The organism is Idiomarina sp., assembly GCF_048265525.1.
GTDB lineage: Bacteria > Pseudomonadota > Gammaproteobacteria > Enterobacterales > Alteromonadaceae > Idiomarina.
Map to the genome: position 1 here is coordinate 58,196 of NZ_JBLXBI010000007.1, position 20,800 is coordinate 78,995.

Here is a 20,800-nt window from a genome sequence, read left to right on the forward strand (position 1 = left end):
CAGATTAGAGAGAAAATTATGTCATTTAAACCATTATACGCGGCAATTGTGTTGGCACTGAGCTTGCCTGTAATAGCTCAGGATAAGCATGGCCACGAAGAAGACAAAGAGTCAACGAGTCATCAGCAGGAAAACGGTCATCAAGAGGGAGGACACGAAAAAGGTTCCGGTATCGAGCTATCTCAGAAGCAACAAGCGATGGCCAATATTACGACAGCAACACTGCAAAAGCAGATTGTTGATTACCCGGTTTATGCCCCCGGAGAAGTCGTCGCCAACGATTTTAATAGCTATGTGGTCAGCCCCCGCATCGATTCCACGATATTAAAGCGCTTCGTCAGCATTGGCGATCACGTTGAAAAAGCTCAGCCGCTGGCAACCTTATTCAGTGCCCGAATGGCCGAAGCACAGAGCCAATATCTAGTGGCCTTAAATGAATGGCAACGAGTTCAGTCATTAGGGCAAACAACCGTTGGCGAGAAACGTTATGTCGAAGCGCGGAGCGATTTTTCATCAGCAAAAGCGACACTACAAGCCTTTGGTATGTCCGATGATGATATCAAGCGATTAAAAGCGCCAGATTACCCCATTGGCGAGTATCAACTAACCGCCGACATTAGCGGCATTGTCGTCAGTGATGATTTTAAACAAGGACAACAGGTCAATGCCGGTAATGAATTGGTTGAAGTTTTGCAAGAGGAAACACTGTGGGTCAATGCCCGCTTGCCCGGCAGTGCTGACCTCAATGTTAAATTTGGTGACCCTGTAACGGTGAGTGTTAATGGCAAGAGCTTTAGCGCAAAGGTCATTCAAGAAGGGCATACCATTGACCATAAAACCCGTACCCGCACGGTTCGTCTTGCAGTCAGCAACGAAAAAGACCAGCTGCATCCCGGTTTATTTGCGGACGTCTATTTTTCAGTGACATCGGATACGCCAGTTCTTGCGGTTAAAGATTCAGCACTATTACGAGCCCCCGACGGAGACTGGCAGATTTTTATTGAGCACCAACCCGGCAAGTTCGAGCCCAAAGAAGTTGAGTTAGTCGATGAACAGGGAGCGTGGAAAGTTATTACTGGTATCGATGAAGGTACCCGCTACGTTGAAAGTGGAGCTTTTTTCGTTCGTTCACAGCTGGCCAAAGGCGGTTTCGACCCGCATAACCATTAACAGGAGGTTGTATGTTTCAGCGTATTATTCAGTTTGCTGTCGCCAATCGCCTGTTATTGGTATTGGTATTATTCAGCATTAGTATTGCGTCGTTTTTTGTCATTCCGAAGCTCAATCTTGATGCCTTCCCGGATGTCACTAACGTGCAGGTTACCGTTAACACCGAGGCACCGGGGTTGGCGGCAACGGAAGTCGAGCAGCTTATTACCTATCCGATTGAGTCGGTCATGTATGCACTGCCCGACGTAAAAGAGGTTCGGTCGATATCAAAAACCGGTCTGTCAGGTATTACCGTCGTATTCGAAGAAAGTGTCGACATTTACTTCGCCCGGCAACTGGTTTTTGAGCGATTACAAGCCGCAAAAGAGCTGATACCCGACGGTGTCGGCACCCCAGAAATGGGGCCTAACTCTTCGGGATTGGGGCAGGTTTATCAATATCTGTTACTGGCTGAGCCCGGCTCGGGTGTCAGTAGTATGGAACTGCGTAGCTTAAACGATTACGTGGTTAAATTGCTGCTTATGCCCGTTGAGGGTATTACCGAGGTACTCTCTTTCGGCGGTAAGGTTAAGCAATATCAGGTTAACTTAAATCCGGCCAAACTTTTGTCTTATGGGTTATCACAGCAGAACGTGATGGCTGCCGTAGAAAAAAATAATGGTAATGTCGGCGGCTGGTATATGCCGCGCGGGCAGGAGCAGTTAGTGATTCGAGGCACCGGCTGGCTTGGCAGTGGTAAGGAGGGGCTGCAACAGCTGCGCCAGATTCCGTTAAAAACAGTTGATGGCGTCTCTGTCACTTTAGGTCAGGTAGCCGATGTCGAAGTTGGCAGCGAGATTCGTCAGGGTGCAGTATCCATGTCACGAAAAGTGGATGGTGAAGTCAACCAGCTCGGCGAAGTAGTATCCGGCATTGTACTTAAACGCATGGGTTCGAATACCAAAGCAACTATAGACGGTGTCAAAAAGCGCATCCCGCTTATTCAACAGGCATTGCCTGAAGGGGTGATTTTTGAGCCTTATTACGACCAAGCCGATTTAATTCAGAAGGCCGTGTCAACTGTCGCATACTCGCTGCTGATTGCCTTTGTCTTCATTATTGCGGTATTAGCGCTGTTTCTGCTCAATATGAGAGCCACCTTCTTAGTGCTATTATCCATTCCCGTTTCCATTGCTATCGCACTGATGGTGATGTCTGCAATGGGTATGTCAGCAAACCTCATGTCGTTAGGAGGTATCGCTGTCGCTATCGGTATGCTGGTCGATGGCTCCGTAGTGATGGTTGAAAACATCTTTAAACACTTGAGCCGACCGGATGTCGAACACGGAGAAGAAGCCAAGCAACGAACGGAATACCGAGATCCTGATCCACAGGCGGCCAGACTCGACAGTCACGGCATAAAACTGCGAATAAAAGAAGCCGCAAATGAGGTCGCACGCCCCGTCTTTTTCGCTGCCATGATCATTTTAGTTGTATTTATGCCGCTATTTAGCTTTCAAGGTGTTGAGGCTAAGCTGTTCGAGCCTATGGCGATAAGCATTATGTTGGCCATCGTTTCAGCCGTATTCGTCGCTATTATGGTGGTACCAGCGCTTGCCAGTTACTTTTTCAGTAAAGGGATTCGCCCCCGCGAGAATAAACTACTGAAACCGCTGGATGCCGGTTATAAAAGACTGCTGTCATGGGCACTACGAAGCAAAAAACTGATCGTCAGTGTCGCTGCAGTTTTGTTCGTTGGAGCATTACTTCTGGTACCAAGACTCGGTACCGAGTTTGCGCCTGAGCTTGAAGAAGGCACGATTAATATTCGTGTAACACTAGCCCCGTCATCGAACCTGGAAACAGCGTTAGAAGTAGCGCCGAAACTGGAAAAAATCTTAATGTCTTTTCCAGAAACCACCTATGCGCTAAGCCGTATTGGCCGGGCCGAAGTCGGCGGTGACCCTGAGCCTATTAGTAACATTGAAATCTACGTAGGACTTAAGCCGCAGTCTGAATGGACAACTGCATCTGATCGCTATGCGTTGCAAGAAAAAATGGAAGCGAAACTGGATGAACATCCCGGTTTGCTATTCAACTTTTCGCAGCCTATCGCAACACGGGTTGATGAACTCTTGTCCGGCGTGAAATCGCAACTTGCCATAAAGCTGTTTGGCCCTGAACTCGATACGCTTGCCGCAAAAGGACAGGAAATAGAGAGCGCAGTTAAACAAGTGGATGGTGCCGTTGCTGTTGCCATGGAGCAAATCAAAGGGGAAGCGCAGCTGGTTGTATCACCTAAGCGACGTCAGTTGTCCCGCTATGGCCTGAATGTATCGGATGTGCTCAGCGTAGTAGATAACGGCCTTGGCGGGGCCAGTGCCGGGCAAATCATTCGGGGAAATGAGCGTTACGACATCTACGTTCGTTTAGCTGAATCGTTTCGTGATACCCCCGAATCGATACGTTCACTTAGGTTACAAGCTCCATCGGGTGCGTGGGTAACAATGGGTGAAGTGGCTAACGTTTCGATTGAATCCGGCCCTCCGCAAATTCGTCGTGATGACGTACAGCGCCGGGTAGTTATTCAATCCAACGTTCAAGGTCGTGACATGGGCAGTGTTGTTGCCGATATTCGACAAGCAATTGATGACAATGTCGATTTACCCACCGGCTATTCCGTTGATATTGGTGGTCAGTTTGAGAGCCAACAACGGGCTCAACAGCGTCTATCCATTGTGGTGCCTATATCGCTGGCGTTAATCGCGTTACTCCTTTACTTTGCGTTCGGAACCCTGGGTCAGGCAATGTTGATTTTAGTCAACGTGCCGTTAGCAATTATTGGAGGTATTGTCGCTTTATTTATTTCCGGACAATATTTATCGGTACCCAGCGCGGTTGGCTTTATCACCTTATTTGGTGTCGCCGTACTTAATGGTGTGGTCTTGGTCGAAAGCATTAACCAACGCTTGACCGACGGGCACGCGGTTAAGGATGCCGTGTTTGATGGCGCGTGGTCGCGACTGCGCCCGGTATTAATGACGGCTATTACCTCAGCGCTGGGTCTTATACCCATGTTATTCGCAACCGGTGCGGGTGCTGAAATCCAACGGCCATTGGCTACCGTCATTGTGGGTGGTCTGGTATCCGCAACCTTTTTGACGTTGGTTGTTTTGCCGGTACTTTATCCTTGGTTTTCAAAACAAAAAATTAAGGATTCAAGTCGTTAGTTAACTGGCTATTAATAAGAGGGACAACTGTGTTTGTCCCTCGTACTTAAATAAGGATTTTTCATGGCACATAATCATAAATCAGATGACGGTCATGCTCATTTAGACTTTAAAAATGGTGACCGCCGTGTCGGCATCGCTATATGGGCTAACGGCCTTTTAACCATAGCGCAAATTATCGGTGGCATCCTTTCTGGCAGCTTAGCACTCATTGCAGATGCACTGCATAATTTCTCAGATATGGCGGCATTAATTATTGCATTCGCCGCGCGTAAAATTGCACGCCGTCCCGCAGACTCTCGCATGACGTTCGGCTATGAAAGAATAGAAGTGGTTGCTGCGTTGATTAATTACACCACGCTCATCGTTATCGGACTTTACTTAATTTATGAAGGGGGGATGAGACTCATCGATCCACCAGATGTAGCTGGATGGACTGTAGTTATTATCGCCGGTATAGCACTGATAATAGATGCCTTAACCGCCTTTCTCACTTATTCGATACAAAAAGGCAGTGTAAATATTCGAGCCTTATTCCTGCACAACCTCTCAGATGCGTTGGCTTCAGTAGCTGTCGTTATTTCCGGTACGCTTATCATTCTTTACGACATCCATTGGGTAGATGCAGCAATCACAATTGGTATCGCAGTGTATATTCTCTACCTTTCTTTTACTGAAATTGGCAAACCAATCCGGACGCTAATGCTGGGTTGCCCGCCAGAATTAGATGGAGAGTTGGTCATTGAAGCTTTGCGCGATATCAACGGAATAGACGATGTGCACCATATCCACCTTTGGCAGATGCAAGAGGATACTTCAGCATTGGACACCCACGTCGTACTCACCGAAAAAGGCTGGGATCGCATTGAGTCCATAAAGGCAGAAATAAAAACAGTACTCAGCGAGCGATTCAATATTACGCATTCGACGTTGGAGTTTGAGCATCCCAAATTCGCGCATAAAGAAGCGGCATTATATGGTCATCGAAAATCGACATAGGATTATTCTGTGATAAGCCCACTGAATTTACGAATTAAAATTTTTGCGTTGATTTGCCCGTTCTTTATCTGTTGTTACGCATGTTTCAGCGAAAACCAGTAAAGAAACTCATCGCCACGTCTGATAAAATACGGTAACGATTAGTTAACTTAAGGGAAGTGACATGTCATCTTGCTGCGGCAGTTCGTCTGGTAGTAATGTGCAAGCTCATATCGATAAAGCGCAGCGACGGTTGTTGTGGACTGTATTAGTCCTTAATGGCGTTATGTTTTTCGTCGAGTTCATTGCCGGTTGGTTAGCCGAGTCCAGTGGGCTTATCGCCGATTCGCTAGATATGCTCGCCGATACGTTGGTCTATGCCGTCAGTTTGTATGCAGTTGGCAAAGCCATTAAATATAAAGCCAATGCGGCCATTTTTAATGGCACGCTGCAAACCTTATTGGCGTTACTGGTATTAGCCGATGTGTTTCAACGCTTAGCATTTGGCAGTGAACCTAATGCCAATATGATGTTATGGGTTGCTGGTCTGGCGCTCGTTGTAAACGTAGCTTGCTTTGCACTTTTATACAGCTCACGAAACGGTGATATTAATATCCGCGCCAGCTGGATCTGTTCACGCAATGACATGATCATGAACGTCGGCGTTATTGTCTCGGCCTTGTTAGTGGCACAACTCAATATGGCTTGGCCTGACTTAGTCATTGCAACCGTTATAGCGATTATTGTCTTGCGATCCGCTATTTGCATAATTAAAGACGCTATAGCCGTAAAAGCTGGCGAGAAAACCGATATATCCGGCTGTTGCGGATAAAACCTTAGTAACACGCTATATAACACGTGACAAAGTATTACATTAACCGAGCAAAGTGGTCTTTGGCTTTGTCATCACGTGCAAAAGTTCGGTGAATACAATAGCAAAAACGAATTGGTTAGCGATCTCATTCGCCGTGCTAAAGCAATTAATGAAAAACTCAAGTCAGCGGAAGCAAACGGATTTACTGATCAATCTCCAGAAGAAATGCTGCAAGAATTCAAACCGCATTTATAATTATGGTTACTTAACGTTTGGCTAACGGCAGGCGGCAACTATTTTTATCGTTTATTTGAGCCATTCGAAAAAATAGCTAGCAACCCACCAAACTATCCTACCATCGATCATATTCGTAGAGGTTACCGCAAGTGTGTTTTTGGTGTTGATAGTATTTACCTTCGGGTTAGTGATAGCAAAATAGAACTAATGGGCATTTTCGGCGGTCAAGATGCAGGGCAGTAACCATGACACTTAACCCGCGCAACAAGACAGTTGTTTCACATCTTTGCTGAACGTTTGGGCACAGAGTTTCAAACCCTCCACCATTGTCAGGTATGGGAACAGCCCATCAGCGACTTCATCAACGGTCATTTTAGCTCTAAGTGCCATCGCTGCGGTTTGAATCAGCTCTCCCGCTTCTCCGGCCACACACTGAACGCCCAAAAGTTGCCCGCTACGGCGCTCGGCTACGATTTTAATGAACCCCAGGGTATCGAAATTAACCAGTGCTCGCGGCACGTTATCCAGATTCAGTGTGCGGCTATCGGTGTCATAGCCCTGATCCTCAGCCTCTGCCTCAGAGAGACCAACAGTCGCAATTTGGGGATCGGTAAAAATAACTTCGGGCATGGTACTAAGATCAAGCCTGGCATCGCCTCCCGTCATATTAATAGCCGCTCGATTGCCCCCTGCGGCAGCCACGTATACAAACTGGGGTTGATTGGTACAGTCGCCTGCCGCATAGATACCGGAGCAAGTGGTTTGCATACCGCTATCAACCGTTATAGCACCGCGCTCAGTGTCAACGCCAAGCGCCGCTAGGTTAAGCGTTTCAGTATTCGGAGTACGCCCCGTAGCCACCAGAAGCTGATCAGCGTGTAGTACGCCTTGATTGGTTTGCATAGTGTATGTTTGCCCATCATACACAACCTCACTCGCTTCAGTATTTTCAAGCACATTGATACCTTCCCGGAGAAAAGCAGCATTGATGGTTTCACCGATATCCGCGTCGCCTTGCGATAACAGCCGACTACGTGCTAAAACCGTTACTTCACTACCAAGACGACTAAATGCCTGAGCAAGCTCGAGTGCGACCACCGAACCACCGATAACAGCAAGTCGCTCCGGGATATGTGTTAACTCTAGCGCGCTTGTTGAAGTTAAGTAAGGCGTATCGGACAAACCGGGAATAGCCGGTATTGCCGGCCGGGCGCCGGTACCGATGAAAACCCGGTCAAATGTCACGGTTTGCTCGTTACCGTCGCTGAGCGCAACCGTCAGCGTGCGCTCGCCCACGAACCGCGCCTCGCCTTTGAGGACGGTAATCGCGACATTGTCGCTGAGAATACTCTGGTACTTGGATTCGCGTAGCTCCTCCACACGTGCTTGCTGCTGAGCCAATAGCGCCGAGCGGTTCACCTCAGGTGTATGGACGCTTAGGCCGTCATCAAACGGACTTTCCCGGCGAAGATGTGCAATGTGAGCCGACCGGATCATGATTTTAGAAGGAACACAGCCAATGTTGACACAGGTTCCGCCGATAGTACCACGCTCAATTAGTGTCACCCGGGCACCGTGTTCAGTCGCTTTCAGGGCGGCAGCCATGGCTGCGCCACCGCTACCAATCACTGCAATATGCAGATTGTTATCACGCATAAACCTTACTCCTGTGTCACCGAGGCTTTTTTCAATGTGGATGGATAACCCGCATCAGTGGTTGCTTGAGTCAACGCCTCAACGGAGGTTTTCGCATCGTCGAACGTCACCGTTGCGTCCCGCTCTTCATAACGAACGTCAACGGTGTTAACTCCTTCGACCTGTCTCAGTGCCGCTTTCACCGTAATAGGACAAGTCACACACGTCATTCCGGGAACCGATAACGTGACAGTTTGATTAGCTGCTAAAATGGGTAAACTAAACAGTGAGAACAATAAGGTTGTGATCATTAATCTTTTCATCGTGTATTGCCTCTTAATAAAAGAAAGGTACAACATAGGGGTATAACAACGCGGTCAATATAAGCACTGCAACCAGCCAGAATGCCACTTTATAACCCGTACGCACTTTTGGCCTTGCGCAAATATCGTCAGGCCCGCAATTACCAACAGGACGGTATATCCGGCGCCAGGCGAAGAACAAAGCAATCAGTGCAATGGCAATGAATGCCGGACGATATGGCTCAAGTGCTGTCAGGGTTCCAATCCACGCACCGGACACGCCGAGAGAGAGTAACAACAGCGGTCCCAAACAACACGCTGAAGCCAATAACGCTGCAACGCCGCCCGCAATAAGAGAACCTCGTCCAGATTTAGAGTTTGGCATAACAATAACCTCCTGCGTAAGTGTATTGATTTATGCTAACCTTAGAGCCGTATCTAGGTACGGAGTCAACCGTTATGTCAGAAAAACAAGAGCTGATGACAATTGGTACGCTGGCCGCCGCCGCTGGCGTAAATGTCGAGACAATTCGTTATTATCAGCGAAGAGCGTTAATGGCAGAGCCGGAGAAGCCGTACGGAGGGATTCGCCATTACGACAGTCATGCGTTACAACGACTTCACTTTATTCGCACGTCTCAATGGCTTGGTTTTAGCCTGGATGAAATCGCAGAGCTATTAAAACTGCAGGATGGCGTTCATTGTGATGAAGCTAGAGAGCTAGGAGAGCAAAAACTCGTTAGCGTTAGGCAAAAACTATCGCATTTACAACATATTGAACGCGCTTTGAGTGGTCTGGTTCAGCAATGCAGCGCCCAACAGGGCGCTGTTTATTGTCCTTTAATGGCCTCCCTTAATGAAGGCCTTGAAAATACCGTTAAAAAGAAATCGTAAAGCGCTTAAATAGCCAACTAGTCTCCGCGGCCGAGCCAAATTTATTTGCATCATTTTTTCCTTAAAAATATTGCAAATCAAAAACGCGGCTATTTATTCCTATAAATAGCCGCACTTAAGCTTAGGCACATGCCTTATATCGCCTAACTACCCTGCTTCTTTTCCTCACTTTGGTGTTCCATCATTTGCTCCATCATCTTTTGCATCATATCCATTCGATGCTCCATCATTTTCATTTTTTTCATCATATGCTCTTTGCCCGTTGACTCTGCTTGATCTCCCTTTTTATGTTCTCCCTTATTCATGCCCTTATCCATCCCATGGTTCATCATTTGCATTCCCTTCTGCATTGACTCCATATGTTTTTGCATGAGTTCTTTACGCTTCTTGGGGTCAGATTCGCTTTTTATTTTTTTCATAGCGTCGCGCATTTCCTGCATGTGCTCATGCATTGATGTCATTTTTTCATGGTGCATCATTCCACTCATTGAACCTTTTTGATCATCACCATGTTTATGCTGTGCACCAGCAAAGACAGGATAGGCCATTAAAGCTGTGATCGTTAAAGCTGAAAGTACTTTTTTCATTGTATTCCCCTCTTGATTATGACCATATTGTATTGGTTTCATTAATTTGACGTTATTTCACTATAGTTAAATCGTTGAACCCGCGCTGACGTAGACTCCATATAGCGGCGATATTCATCGCCGAATTATTCAATGTCGTTGATGAAATTGAATGTCATCAAAGTTGACAAAAATTTAATGACTCATATTGTCACCTGCTCGTTTTGAGCCATTTAACCGGCAACGATTTTTCCCCGATACATTTGCATCTGGCAGTGAAAGTCGTACTCTCCGGGTTCCAGTGCTGGTATTTGAATTAGCTTTAATTTGTTAGAAGGCAGCGTTTCACTGATTTCCAGTTCGGGAATGAGCAAGGTTTCAGAGCAAGGGGACTGATCTTTCCGAAGGAACTTAAGCTCCGTCGGCTTGCCTTTTGATATTTTTATTCGTGATGGTGAGTAAATTCCGTTTTCAACTGTAATGACAAGTTCCCCTTCTTCCACCTGTCTCTCCGCCGGTTTATAAAACCAAAACCACCAAACAATCAGCGCAATTAATACAAGGCCTGCGATATTAATAAATAGCATGTTTACTCTCCTGAAAGAGCTATAATTAGAAAACACATTAGTGCTTTTTCGCTTTAAAAAAGCGCAACCGATTTGCGTTGCTCACTACCGTAAGCGAAGAAAAAGCCATTGCGGCGCCCGCAATAACCGGGCTCAAAAGTATCCCAAAAAACGGATACAGAACGCCTGCGGCAAAAGGAATACCTGCTACGTTGTAAATAAAAGCACCAAATAAGTTTTGCTTAATGTTGCGCAGTGTCGCCTTACTCACCGCAACCGCATCGGCAAGCCCATGCAACGACCCACGCATCAATGTAATATCGGCACTTTCAATAGCGACGTCCGTCCCAGTGCCGATAGCGAAGCCTACATTGGCAATAGCTAGCGCTGGCGCATCATTAATACCGTCTCCCGTCATGCCAACAATTTCGCCTTCCATCTGCAGTTCCTGAACCTTTTTTGATTTTTCTTCCGGTAGAACTTCAGCAAAAAATTCTTTAATTCCTACTTTTCCAGCGACCGCTTCTGCTGTCGCGCGATTATCACCAGTAAGCATCACTACTCTCACACCGTTATCCTGCAAACGCTTAATGGCAGCGACAGAGTCGTCTTTTATTGGGTCAGCGACTGCAATTATTGCAGCCAACTCATTATCAACGGCAAAGTACATGGGCGTCTTAGCTTCAGCAGCAAAGCCCTGGGCTTTTTCAACAAAGTTCCCGAGTTCAACTTGACGTTCACGTAACAGCTTTTCATTACCAAAAAGGAGGGACTTCCCATCAACTTCCGCCTCCACACCATGACCAGCAATGGCGTTGAAGTTCGAAACCTTACTTGTCTTAATCCCTCTTTCCCTTGCTGACTCAACTATCGCCTGTGCTAGCGGATGTTCAGAGCCAGACTCAAGTGTCGCTGCAAGTTGCAGTACTGTTTGATCATCGTACTCACTCGCTACTAATACGTCGGTGACTTTGGGAGAGCCAAGTGTGATAGTGCCCGTTTTATCAAGGATCATAGCCGATACTTTCGACGCTGTTTGCAGTGCTTCGCCATTGCGAATCAGCACACCTGCCTCGGCGGCTTTTCCAACACCCACCATTACCGACATAGGCGTAGCCAGGCCTAATGCGCAAGGGCATGCAATAATCAAGACAGTCGTTGCTGATACGACTGCAAGGGCCAGTGCCGGCTCAGGCCCAAAGTTAAGCCAAGCTAGAGCACTGATAACAGCGATAATCATAACGACTGGCACAAAGTAAGCTGAAATAATATCGGCGAGACGACCTATTGGGGGCTTAGAGTTTTGCGCCCGTTTCACCATGTTAATAATTTGAGCAAGTGCTGTATCTTTACCGACTCTCGTCGCTTGAAACAAAAAGGAGCCACTTTTATTTATCGTGCCCGCCACAATGTCATCACCAACCGTTTTTTCCACTGGCATGGGTTCACCCGTTAACATAGATTCGTCAACGGTAGTATTTCCCTCTATAACCTTTCCATCGACAGGAATTTTCTCTCCAGGACGAACACGTACTACGTCCTCTTCGAGTACGTCTTCGATAGCGATATCCAATTGTTTATCGTCACGAACCACCCTAGCTGTTTTAGCCTGCAAACCAATGAGACGTTTTATGGCTTCGGACGTTCGCCCACGAGCTTTCAGTTCAAGTGCCAGCCCCAAATTGATCAAACCGATAATCATCGCAGTCGCTTCAAAGTAAACGTGACGCGCCACTTCCGGAACCAGGTGCGGAACCAGTACAACCACCATGGAATACAACCAGGCGGTACCAGTACCAAGCGCAATCAGCGTATCCATATTCGCGGAATGATTTTTCAAAGATTGCCAGGCACCGACGAAGAAGTGTTTGCCCGAAAAGTAAAGTACACCTAACGTTAGAATGCCTACGACTAACCATGTCACACGCTCTGTGGCAGTGGTCACCGTCATTTCACCAACAAAAAGGCTATAAATCATTAGGGGTACACCTAACGACAGCGCAACGGTCATCTCACGCATCAGCCGCTTATAATAAGCCCAGTCGGCTTGCTCTTTTTCTGCCAACGCATCATCGTCACTTTTGGAAGTGGCTACTTTAGCGCTATAACCCGCCTTCTCTACCGCTTTCACTAAAGCGTTCGGGTTTGCTGCTCCCGTCACACTGACCGTTCGCTGGGCAAAATTCATCTCTGCATTTTCCACGCCGGATACAGACTTTAATGCATTCTCGATTTTGCCAACACAACTCGCGCAACCGGCTCCCTCGATCATGAGTTCCTCAATGGAACGACTACGAACGTCCTCAGTTTTTACACCCATATCAGTGCTCCTTATTGACGGGAAACCAGCCAAGCAACGGCTATTTCCCGCAAAGTACCAACGATAAACCCCTCACTCACTACATATCCGAAAATCGATTTGCAGTTTGCACCATTCGTTTAATTTCATTTTTTTCAACGTTTTTTACCGTCTCTAACAGCTCTTTTGCACTGTCTATGTCGACACGTGAGTACAGATGTTCATACAGCTCAATGACCTGAGCATGATGATTTACAACTTTCTCTATAATGTGATCGGTATCTAATTCTTTAAAAGGCGAACCACAATGCCCATGCTCAATAATGGAATGTTTCCCAATATAGTCATAACACCAGGTGTCTAATGCATTCCGGTTTGCTGTTTTCTTGAAGCCGTCGACCATTCGCTCTAAGCTCGCCTCATGACCCGACACGTAACTTAGGATCATCCGAGCTCGTTCATCTTGGTTATGTTTAGAGCAGTGAGTCACACACTCCTTCAGGTTTTTGTGGAAATCAACGGTCCAACTCAGTACATCTTTAATTGTTTCTATTTGCATTTTTGACTCCTTACCTATAATTAATGGTTACTTTCGCTTGATTTTGGTACGTGGCGGGCTTCTGTGGCAACTCCACGGCGTGTGCTCCGCATTATCTTTAATATTTTGATCAATAAATTTGTAGTATTCCTCTTTCAAATGCGTCCACCAGCCACTATTAATTTCAACACCAAATTTTCCGAGCTTTTCCTCTATCATAGTCAGGTTGACTTTAGAGGCATCATAAGCGACCGATAACAAACTCTGGTCAGAGTCGAAGGCAACGCTATCAAGACCAACCAAGCGATCGATTTCGTTAATCGCTTCGCGAACTTTTTTCACCCTCTCAGTGTTTAGCTTTAACGTGCGATTGACTAAGTTAATTTCCCGCACTCCGGCTCTATGATCGTTAGTTGACATCAGTACTGTCCTATTTATTGAAACTACCCATACGTTTCAGTCGATATTGGCTGATATTAACGTTGTAACGAAAGCTCTTTATCAGTCGCTGTACGCTTATCGTGAATCCAGAGCAATTCATCAACGGGTGAGATGGAAACTAATCCTTCGTTAGGCACCCCACTATGGGCCGCTTCAACAATTAAAAACGCAACGTCACGCGCGTCATCACTGTTCACATAAACTTCAAGCTGTACATGATCAACCAAATGATCATCGTTATAACTATCGAAGTAATTACCCCGTCCTCGCACAGGAAACAATGTGAAGCCGCTAACGCCACGTCCAATCAACGTCTCCTCCACTACACCTTGCCGAAGTTGATCAAAAATAGCGGTGATTTTAGATAGGTTCATATATCCTCCTACACGCCTTAAGTCCCTTAACTCAGGGGCGCATACGGCATGATTAAATTTCGAAAAAGGTTTTACTTGAAATTTAGCAGACGCTATTTCGGAGGATAAAAAATATCAAAAGACATTTGCTTGACGTTCCCCTCATATGAAAATGGGGACTGCAAATAACCAATTGACTTTATTGGGAAATTGAATGGGATTAAGACTAAAGGAGAGCTTGCAGAGTTGCACTCCGCATCCATTAAACATGTATCAGCAGAATCTGTTAAACAGTAACAGCACGTTTTACTGGCAGATTGTTCGTCGCCATCACAGTGCATGTTACTTTTTCTCTCGTTTGCAACATCCGTCTGATTAACGTTGACTACGCGCTCTGCGCTGGAGCCCGTATTGTGGAAAGGCGCAGCGGGGAAGGATAGTTGAATCACTATTCCTAGCATAAGCACAACTAACAATTTTGTTTGAGCCATATGTGTGTGTCCCCAGTCCTGAATTTTACGCTAGCATACTTGTTAGCGCACATCATTGATCTTGATCAATGATGTGCATCTCTCAACTAAACGAATTGGTCTTATACACGCTTAACCTTTTGCCCCCGCCACAAGTAGTAAACAGCGGGTAACACGAGCAATGTTAGAATAACCGCGCTGATCATTCCTCCAACCATCGGAGCGGCTATTCGGCTAACGACTTCAGCACCAGTCCCTGTGCTGAACATGATAGGCAATAGACCAGCGATTGTAGAAACCGCCGTCATCATCACGGGACGAACACGAAGCCCTGCTCCCTCCATTACAGCACGAGAAACGCCGTCTTTAGTTAAAGCTTTGCCTTGCTCTAGCTGGCGTTGTTCGTATTCGTTATAGGACTGATTAAGATAAGTCAGCATTAATATCCCGATTTCTACGGTAACCCCCGCTAGTGCTATAAAGCCAACCGCTACAGCAACTGAGAAGTTATAATCTAAAAGATACATCAGCCAAATTGAACCGACCAACGCAAGAGGTAAAGTTCCCAGTATGATGGCGATTTCCGTAGCATTTCGAAAATTCATGTACAAAAGAACGATAATAATCGCGAGTGTTAACGGAATAACGTAAGTTAGCTTTTCCTTAGCTCTTTCCATATATTCGTACTGCCCGGACCAGGTAACTGAATATCCTGCAGACAACTCGAGTTCTTGTTCTACAACCGTCATTGCTTTTTCAACATAAGTGCCGACATCAACACCTTCAATGTCAACAAAAGTCCAGCCGTTGAGTCTTGCGTTCTCGCTTTTAATTGCTGGCGGTCCGAGTTCGACGTAAACATCAGCTACATCCGCCAAACTAATACGCTGCCCATTAGGCGTAACTAAAGGTAACTGCTTTAACTCTTCCGGTGAATCACGATAATCTTGAGGGTAGCGCAAGTTTATCGGGTAACGTTCGAGTCCTTCAATGGTCTCTGAAACATTCATTCCGCCAATAGCCGTGGCAACGACCTGCTGAACATCCTCAATGTTCAAGCCATAACGTGCAGCCTGCTCTCTTTTTATGTCGACTTTGACATAGCGTCCACCAGCCACTCGCTCTGAATAAACAGAAGCCGTACCATCAACATCATCAAGTATCGTTTCAAGCTGCTGGCCTATCTTCTGAATTTCATTAAGATCAGCTCCGGCAACTTTTATACCAACCGGCGTTTTTATACCTGTCGATAACATATCAATGCGAGTTTTAATGGGGTATACCCACGCATTGGTCAGCCCCGGAAACTTTACAAGCGCATCAAGTTCTTTTTTCAACTTCTCAGTGGTCATATCGTCTCGCCACTGATCTTTCGGTTTCAGTTGAATAAAAGTTTCAATCATCGTTAGGGGCGCCGGATCGGTGGCAGTATCCGCTCGGCCAATTTTTCCGAAAACCGTCTTCACTTCCGGTACCGTTTTTATGAGCTTGTCGGTTTGTTGTAACAGCTCTCTTGCTTTACCAATCGATAGCCCAGGGTAAGTAGTCGGCATGTACATCAAATCGCCTTCATCCAAATCTGGAATGAATTCACTACCAATTTTGTCAACCGGCCAGATACCGATGGCCAAGATAACAAGCGCACTCACAACCGCTGTCTTTGGGTATTTCAAAATGCCTTTTAAAAGCGGTTTATACCCGGCGATCAATAACCGATTAAGCGGGTTTTTCCCCTCAGGGGTTACCTTGCCTCTGATAAAATAGCCCATCAACACAGGGATAACGGTAACCGCTAAGGCTGCACTGGCTGCCATTGCGTAAGTTTTCGTGAAGGCAAGTGGAGAAAACATTCGTCCTTCTTGGGCTTCCAAGGTAAATACCGGCACAAAACTGACGGTAATAATGAGCAAACTAAAGAAAAGAGCAGGGCCTACCTCCGAAGCAGAAGCTGCAACCACCCGCCACCTATTCTCCGGTGTCAGTGGCGTTTTTTCCATATGCTTATGCATATTTTCAATCATGACTATGGCACCATCGAGCATCGCGCCAATAGCGATTGCGATCCCCCCAAGTGACATAATATTCGCATTAATTCCCTGCCAATACATAACAATAAACGCGGTTAAAATACCCAAGGGTAAGCTAATAACGGCAACCAGCGAGGAGCGCACATGAAAAAGAAATATGACACAGATAAACGCAACAATCGCCAGTTCTTCTACCAAGCTTTTCCAGAGACTTTCCACTGCATCCGAAATAAGCCCCGAACGGTCATAAACAGTGACAATATCGACACCTTCTGGTAGCCCCGACTTTAACTCATCCAGCTTTTGTTTAACGCCGTCAATCGTTTTTTGTGCATTTTCTCCGAAGCGCATTACAACAATGCCGCCCACCGCTTCTCCCTCACCATCTAGCTCGGCTATTCCGCGTCTCATTTGTGGACCTACGCCCACATCAGCAACGTCTTTAAGCAATAAGGGCGTGCCACTTTCATCAACGCCAAGCGGAATACTTTCTAAGTCTGACACGCCGTCAATATAACCTGAGGCCCGGACCATATACTCAGCTTCAGCCATCTCAACCACCGAAGCCCCCACTTCCTGATTGCCTCGCTGGATAGCATTTTGTATATGAGCAAGAGGAATATCGAATGCGCGCAGCTTCTCCGGATCCACTTTCACCTGGTACTGCTTTACCATCCCGCCCAGGGCGGCAACTTCCGAAACCCCCTCGACCGTTTGCAGTTCATACTTTAAAAACCAATCCTGCATACTGCGTAACTCACTCAAATTGTGGTTACCCGTGCGATCAACCAAGGCATACAAATACACCCAACCAACCCCGGTTGCATCAGGGCCTAATTGCGGTCTTGCATTAGAAGGCAGTGTCGGAGCAACCTGAGATAAATATTCCAGTACTCGCGAACGCGCCCAGTAAGCGTCTGTATCTTCGTCAAAAATGACATACACATAGGAGTCGCCGAAAAACGAATATCCACGGACGGTTTTAGCGCCGGGGACAGACAGCATAGCGGTTGTTAATGGATAGGTTACTTGATCTTCTACCACCTGCGGCGCTTGACCCGGATAGCTGGTTTTAATGATCACCTGGACATCCGACAAGTCCGGCAGTGCGTCTACGGGCGTATTCTTGACCGCAAAAGCACCAACACCCACGAGGATTAATGTCGCCAGAAGAACGAAAAAACGGTTACTCACTGACCATCGAATGACTGACTTAATCATGGTTATGCTCCTGCTCTGTCACTTGTTTTTGCTCAGGAATATGAATCGATGTGAGCTGGTACTGTTGCTTCCCGACTTGCGTTATTTCCGCATGCAAGGATAACCCCGTGCTAAGCTGAGAAAGTTCAACATCCGAAGCAACATCGAAGTCCATCGTCATTGCAGGCCAGTCCCATTCAGAAATCTCACCGTGCTCCAGCGTAACCATCGAGTGCTGAGGCATAACATTTTTAACGGTTGCTTCAACCCAGACAGCTTGAGCTGCTGCGTCACTTGACATACTGCCATGGCTCTCGTTATCAGCATCAGTGTCATGTTGCATGCGCTTAAAGTCAGAGGATTTACTGGACTCAGAATCAATCAAAAACTGAGCTGAAGTAACGATGTCATCACCTGCCATAAGACCCGATAAAATTTCAACTCGCGAGCTCCCTAACCGCCCAACGTCAACATTAACTGATTTAAATTTCCCATCACCCAGTGCCAGTACAACTCGGTTCGAACCACCCATTCGGATAAGCGCTTCTTTAGGGATGATTAAGTTTTTGTCGCCTAAACCAGCCTTAATGTTAAGATTCGCAAACATGCCCGGTTTTAAAAAACCATCTGGGTTGTCGAAGTGAATTCGAACTTGTCCCGTCCGAGTTTTAGGGTTAAGTGACGGATAGACATAATCAACCTTTCCTTGCCACTCTTTACCTGGAGCATACTCAAGGTTCATTTGAACGTCATTGCCTACCTCAACCTGGTTCAATTGCCGCTCAAAGACTTCTGCAATAACCCAAATTTTATCCAGTTGAGCAATGGTCATTAAATTCATACTCGGCGTTACAAACGCACCTTCACGCACAGTCAGTCTATCCAATACCCCGGACTGCTTTGCTTTTACCGTGATTGTTTTCTGAATTTTACGAGTTTCTTTTAACTTCTTAATCTCAGATTCAGAGACTTGCAGAGCTCTTAAGCGTTCTTCAGCGGCATCAATTAGCACCTGATTACCTCTTTGCGAGGCCAATACAAGCTCCTCTTGCGCATTAACCATTTCCGGTGAGTAAATACTGTATAAAGGCTCGCCGGCTTTAACCGAGTTACCAACCGCTTTTACGAAAAGCTTCTCAATCCAGCCTTCAACACGGGGACTTACTGTCAGCACTCGGTTCTCATCAAACTGAACATAACCGACCGTTTCGATATCTAGGTTGAGTCTCGAAACGGTGACCGTTGCAGTTGTAACCCCAAGGTTATTAATAACGTCGGGATCAATTCTCACCGTACCAGGTGAACTCTCTTCTGCATCATCGCCATAGTAAGGAATAAGGTCCATCCCCATTGGAGACTTTCCTGGTTTGTCTCGGCGATAATTGGGATCCATCGGAGCCACCCAATATAACGGCTCTTTTTCTGCATTGCCCGATGAACGATCAGACACTTCAGTCGATTGCATTACATAGCCAATAGCGCCAGCGCCAACTGCAAAGCCTACAGCTAAACTTATAAGAGATTTGGTGACTGTTTTCATTTTAAACTCCTGAGAATAATAAGTAGTTTGCTTCGGCAATCAGCTTTTGGCGGTTGATGGCGATCGCTAATGCATCAATTTTTGCGTTGACTTCCGCAATCTGTGACCGTACCGCCTCGGCAAAGTCGCCATCATCATTGTTGTAGGCAGTCAATGCGGCTTCAGACTGGGCGGACATTTGTGGAAGTAGCTCTTCGTGATATAGGGCAGCACGTTCATTCAAACGGTTCAGTTGTAAAAACGTACTGCGTAAATTGGCTATTAACTGCCTGGCAACCAATAACTTCTCAGTTTTTTTTGCTTCCGTTTTAAACTTTGCTGAGCGTACCTGCTTATCCTGTTTGTTATCAGTAAATAAAGGGACATCGAACGTAACCCCGGCTGACAGCAAGTTGGCACGGTCATTGCCGCTTGGATCGTCGTTTCTATGGCCATATTTCAGATTGGCTGACCATTGCGGTTTATAACCTTGCTGAGCGAGCTCGACAGACGTCTTCGACGCCAAAATGTCTTGATCGGTCGCTTGCAAAACCGGGTGTTCTTTTATCAATTCGTACAAGGCTTGTTTCGGTATTCTCGAAGGTGATAGCAATGTCTTCTTCAGCGTAAGACTCGGAAGGTCATCCGGTAACCTTGATTTCGCTATAACACCTATCCATTCCGACAGTTCGCTTTGAAATCGCTCTTCTTTCTGTCTTAATGAAGTCAATCTGTCATCCAGTCGTGTGAGCTCAAGCTGGGCCCTAATAACATCCTGCTGCCGTGCTTTTCCTTCGGTACTGGTATAACTTGCCTTGGCGGTCGACACTAACTGTTCAAAAAGCGCTCTATCGGATTCAATCAAACGGATACTTTGCTGAGAGAAAAAAACGTCTAACCACAACTTCGTTACCGTTGTTTTGACCTTAGCAATACGATCAGCCCTCAAAAGGGGTTGTTTTTGGGCCAATTGATTTTTTTGCTTACGAGACAACGATAGCGTGTTTCCTCTAGGAAAAGTTTGTGAAACACCTACGATCAATTGGGTCATTCCTTCCTGTCGTGAACTAAAACTGTCAACAGGGAAACTGGCTGCCGTGAGCGATATTTTAGGGTCAGGTAAGCTGGAAGAGGCTATAGCTTCACTCGCGAATGCCTCTTGGGTTTGCTTACTTGCCGTTAGCCAAGGGTCTTCTTGTACAGCGATACTCACTGCGTCTTGCAAATTCAAAGGCGGCTCTTGCGCATTTGCAAAATTTGGCACCACTACAGTCAGAACACTTAAATAAGCCATTCTTCTTAAAAGTTTCATATTGTTACTCTCAAAAACTGTGAATTTTTAAATTAAACACAGACCAAGTTATGAGTCGGACCGTAACGAGGACGACGAACGACGTCGTAACGACAATGACCGAACCAAAGCTTATAGCTGTGCTTTTACCTGGACGATAAACGCGCCAGGAGCGAGAAATTTAGTACTTTTTAAGAGTAGATTGGGGGCCGAAATAGCGAGAGAGAGTGCTTTTCTTTAATATTCGTATCTAAGAATGAGGAAGCGTTAAAAACCAGCTTCTCAATAGGC

Annotated in this window: 18 protein-coding genes; 6 read left to right on the forward strand and 12 right to left on the reverse strand. The window is 46.3% G+C overall.

Annotated features, from left to right (window positions below):
- Positions 1-18: 18 nt before the first annotated feature.
- The 5 genes from ACN0TF_RS13015 to ACN0TF_RS13035 all read left to right on the forward strand — a co-directional run bounded on the left by ACN0TF_RS13015 (position 19) and on the right by ACN0TF_RS13035 (position 6,426).
- Entirely contained in the window at positions 19-1,170 is a 1,152-nt protein-coding gene (locus ACN0TF_RS13015) for an efflux RND transporter periplasmic adaptor subunit (RefSeq protein WP_414019073.1), read from the forward strand.
- 11 nt (positions 1,171-1,181) lie between these two features.
- Positions 1,182-4,379, forward strand: a complete 3,198-nt coding sequence (locus ACN0TF_RS13020) for an efflux RND transporter permease subunit (protein ID WP_414019074.1) — start codon at positions 1,182-1,184, stop codon at positions 4,377-4,379.
- 63 nt (positions 4,380-4,442) lie between these two features.
- Entirely contained in the window at positions 4,443-5,378 is a 936-nt protein-coding gene (locus tag ACN0TF_RS13025) for a cation diffusion facilitator family transporter (protein ID WP_414019075.1), read from the forward strand.
- A 163-nt stretch (positions 5,379-5,541) separates the two neighbouring features.
- Entirely contained in the window at positions 5,542-6,189 is a 648-nt protein-coding gene (locus ACN0TF_RS13030) for a cation transporter (RefSeq protein ID WP_414019076.1), read from the forward strand.
- Positions 6,190-6,267: 78 nt separating this feature from the next.
- On the forward strand, positions 6,268-6,426 hold the full coding sequence (locus ACN0TF_RS13035) for a hypothetical protein (protein ID WP_414019077.1): 159 nt from the start codon (positions 6,268-6,270) through the stop codon (positions 6,424-6,426).
- A gap of 234 nt (positions 6,427-6,660) precedes the next feature.
- Here the strand turns inward: ACN0TF_RS13035 and merA are convergent, their stop codons facing one another.
- The 3 genes from merA to merT are packed head-to-tail and all read right to left on the reverse strand — an operon-like array spanning position 6,661 to position 8,730.
- Complete coding sequence (gene merA, locus ACN0TF_RS13040) at positions 6,661-8,064, reverse strand: mercury(II) reductase (RefSeq protein ID WP_414019078.1); 1,404 nt, start codon at positions 8,062-8,064, stop codon at positions 6,661-6,663.
- Positions 8,065-8,069: 5 nt separating this feature from the next.
- A complete protein-coding gene (merP, locus tag ACN0TF_RS13045; RefSeq protein ID WP_414019079.1) occupies positions 8,070-8,366 on the reverse strand; it encodes a mercury resistance system periplasmic binding protein MerP in 297 nt (98 codons plus the stop codon).
- Positions 8,367-8,379: 13 nt separating this feature from the next.
- The gene (merT, locus tag ACN0TF_RS13050; protein ID WP_414019080.1) at positions 8,380-8,730 is read right to left on the reverse strand and encodes a mercuric ion transporter MerT; all 351 of its coding nucleotides are present in this window, start codon (positions 8,728-8,730) and stop codon (positions 8,380-8,382) included.
- Positions 8,731-8,804: 74 nt separating this feature from the next.
- On the opposite strand from merT, the gene merR reads away from it, so the two are divergent.
- The gene (merR, locus tag ACN0TF_RS13055; RefSeq protein ID WP_278355095.1) at positions 8,805-9,239 is read left to right on the forward strand and encodes an Hg(II)-responsive transcriptional regulator; all 435 of its coding nucleotides are present in this window, start codon (positions 8,805-8,807) and stop codon (positions 9,237-9,239) included.
- Between the two features lie 143 nt (positions 9,240-9,382).
- On the opposite strand, the gene ACN0TF_RS13060 is transcribed toward merR, so the two are convergent.
- The 9 genes from ACN0TF_RS13060 to ACN0TF_RS13100 form a co-directional block, all read right to left on the reverse strand.
- On the reverse strand, positions 9,383-9,826 hold the full coding sequence (locus tag ACN0TF_RS13060; protein WP_414019081.1) for a hypothetical protein: 444 nt from the start codon (positions 9,824-9,826) through the stop codon (positions 9,383-9,385).
- 212 nt (positions 9,827-10,038) lie between these two features.
- Positions 10,039-10,392, reverse strand: a complete 354-nt coding sequence (locus ACN0TF_RS13065) for a cupredoxin domain-containing protein (RefSeq protein ID WP_414019082.1) — start codon at positions 10,390-10,392, stop codon at positions 10,039-10,041.
- Positions 10,393-10,429: 37 nt separating this feature from the next.
- Positions 10,430-12,691: a heavy metal translocating P-type ATPase gene (locus tag ACN0TF_RS13070; RefSeq protein ID WP_417442260.1), complete on the reverse strand. Its 2,262-nt coding sequence runs from the start codon at positions 12,689-12,691 to the stop codon at positions 10,430-10,432.
- A gap of 79 nt (positions 12,692-12,770) precedes the next feature.
- The gene (locus ACN0TF_RS13075; protein ID WP_417442261.1) at positions 12,771-13,229 is read right to left on the reverse strand and encodes an ATPase; all 459 of its coding nucleotides are present in this window, start codon (positions 13,227-13,229) and stop codon (positions 12,771-12,773) included.
- Between the two features lie 27 nt (positions 13,230-13,256).
- On the reverse strand, positions 13,257-13,628 hold the full coding sequence (locus ACN0TF_RS13080; RefSeq protein ID WP_417442262.1) for a cation transporter: 372 nt from the start codon (positions 13,626-13,628) through the stop codon (positions 13,257-13,259).
- 56 nt (positions 13,629-13,684) lie between these two features.
- Positions 13,685-14,023 (reverse strand): P-II family nitrogen regulator, encoded by a 339-nt coding sequence (locus tag ACN0TF_RS13085; protein WP_417442263.1) that lies wholly within the window; start codon positions 14,021-14,023, stop codon positions 13,685-13,687.
- 571 nt (positions 14,024-14,594) lie between these two features.
- Positions 14,595-17,720: an efflux RND transporter permease subunit gene (locus tag ACN0TF_RS13090; protein WP_417442264.1), complete on the reverse strand. Its 3,126-nt coding sequence runs from the start codon at positions 17,718-17,720 to the stop codon at positions 14,595-14,597.
- Positions 17,713-19,239, reverse strand: coding sequence for an efflux RND transporter periplasmic adaptor subunit (locus tag ACN0TF_RS13095; RefSeq protein WP_273269039.1), 1,527 nt, complete (start codon positions 19,237-19,239; stop codon positions 17,713-17,715). The genes ACN0TF_RS13090 and ACN0TF_RS13095 overlap by 8 nt, the downstream gene beginning before the upstream one ends.
- 1 nt (position 19,240) lies before the next feature.
- On the reverse strand, positions 19,241-20,530 hold the full coding sequence (locus ACN0TF_RS13100) for a TolC family protein (RefSeq protein ID WP_417442265.1): 1,290 nt from the start codon (positions 20,528-20,530) through the stop codon (positions 19,241-19,243).
- Positions 20,531-20,800: the final 270 nt, after the last annotated feature.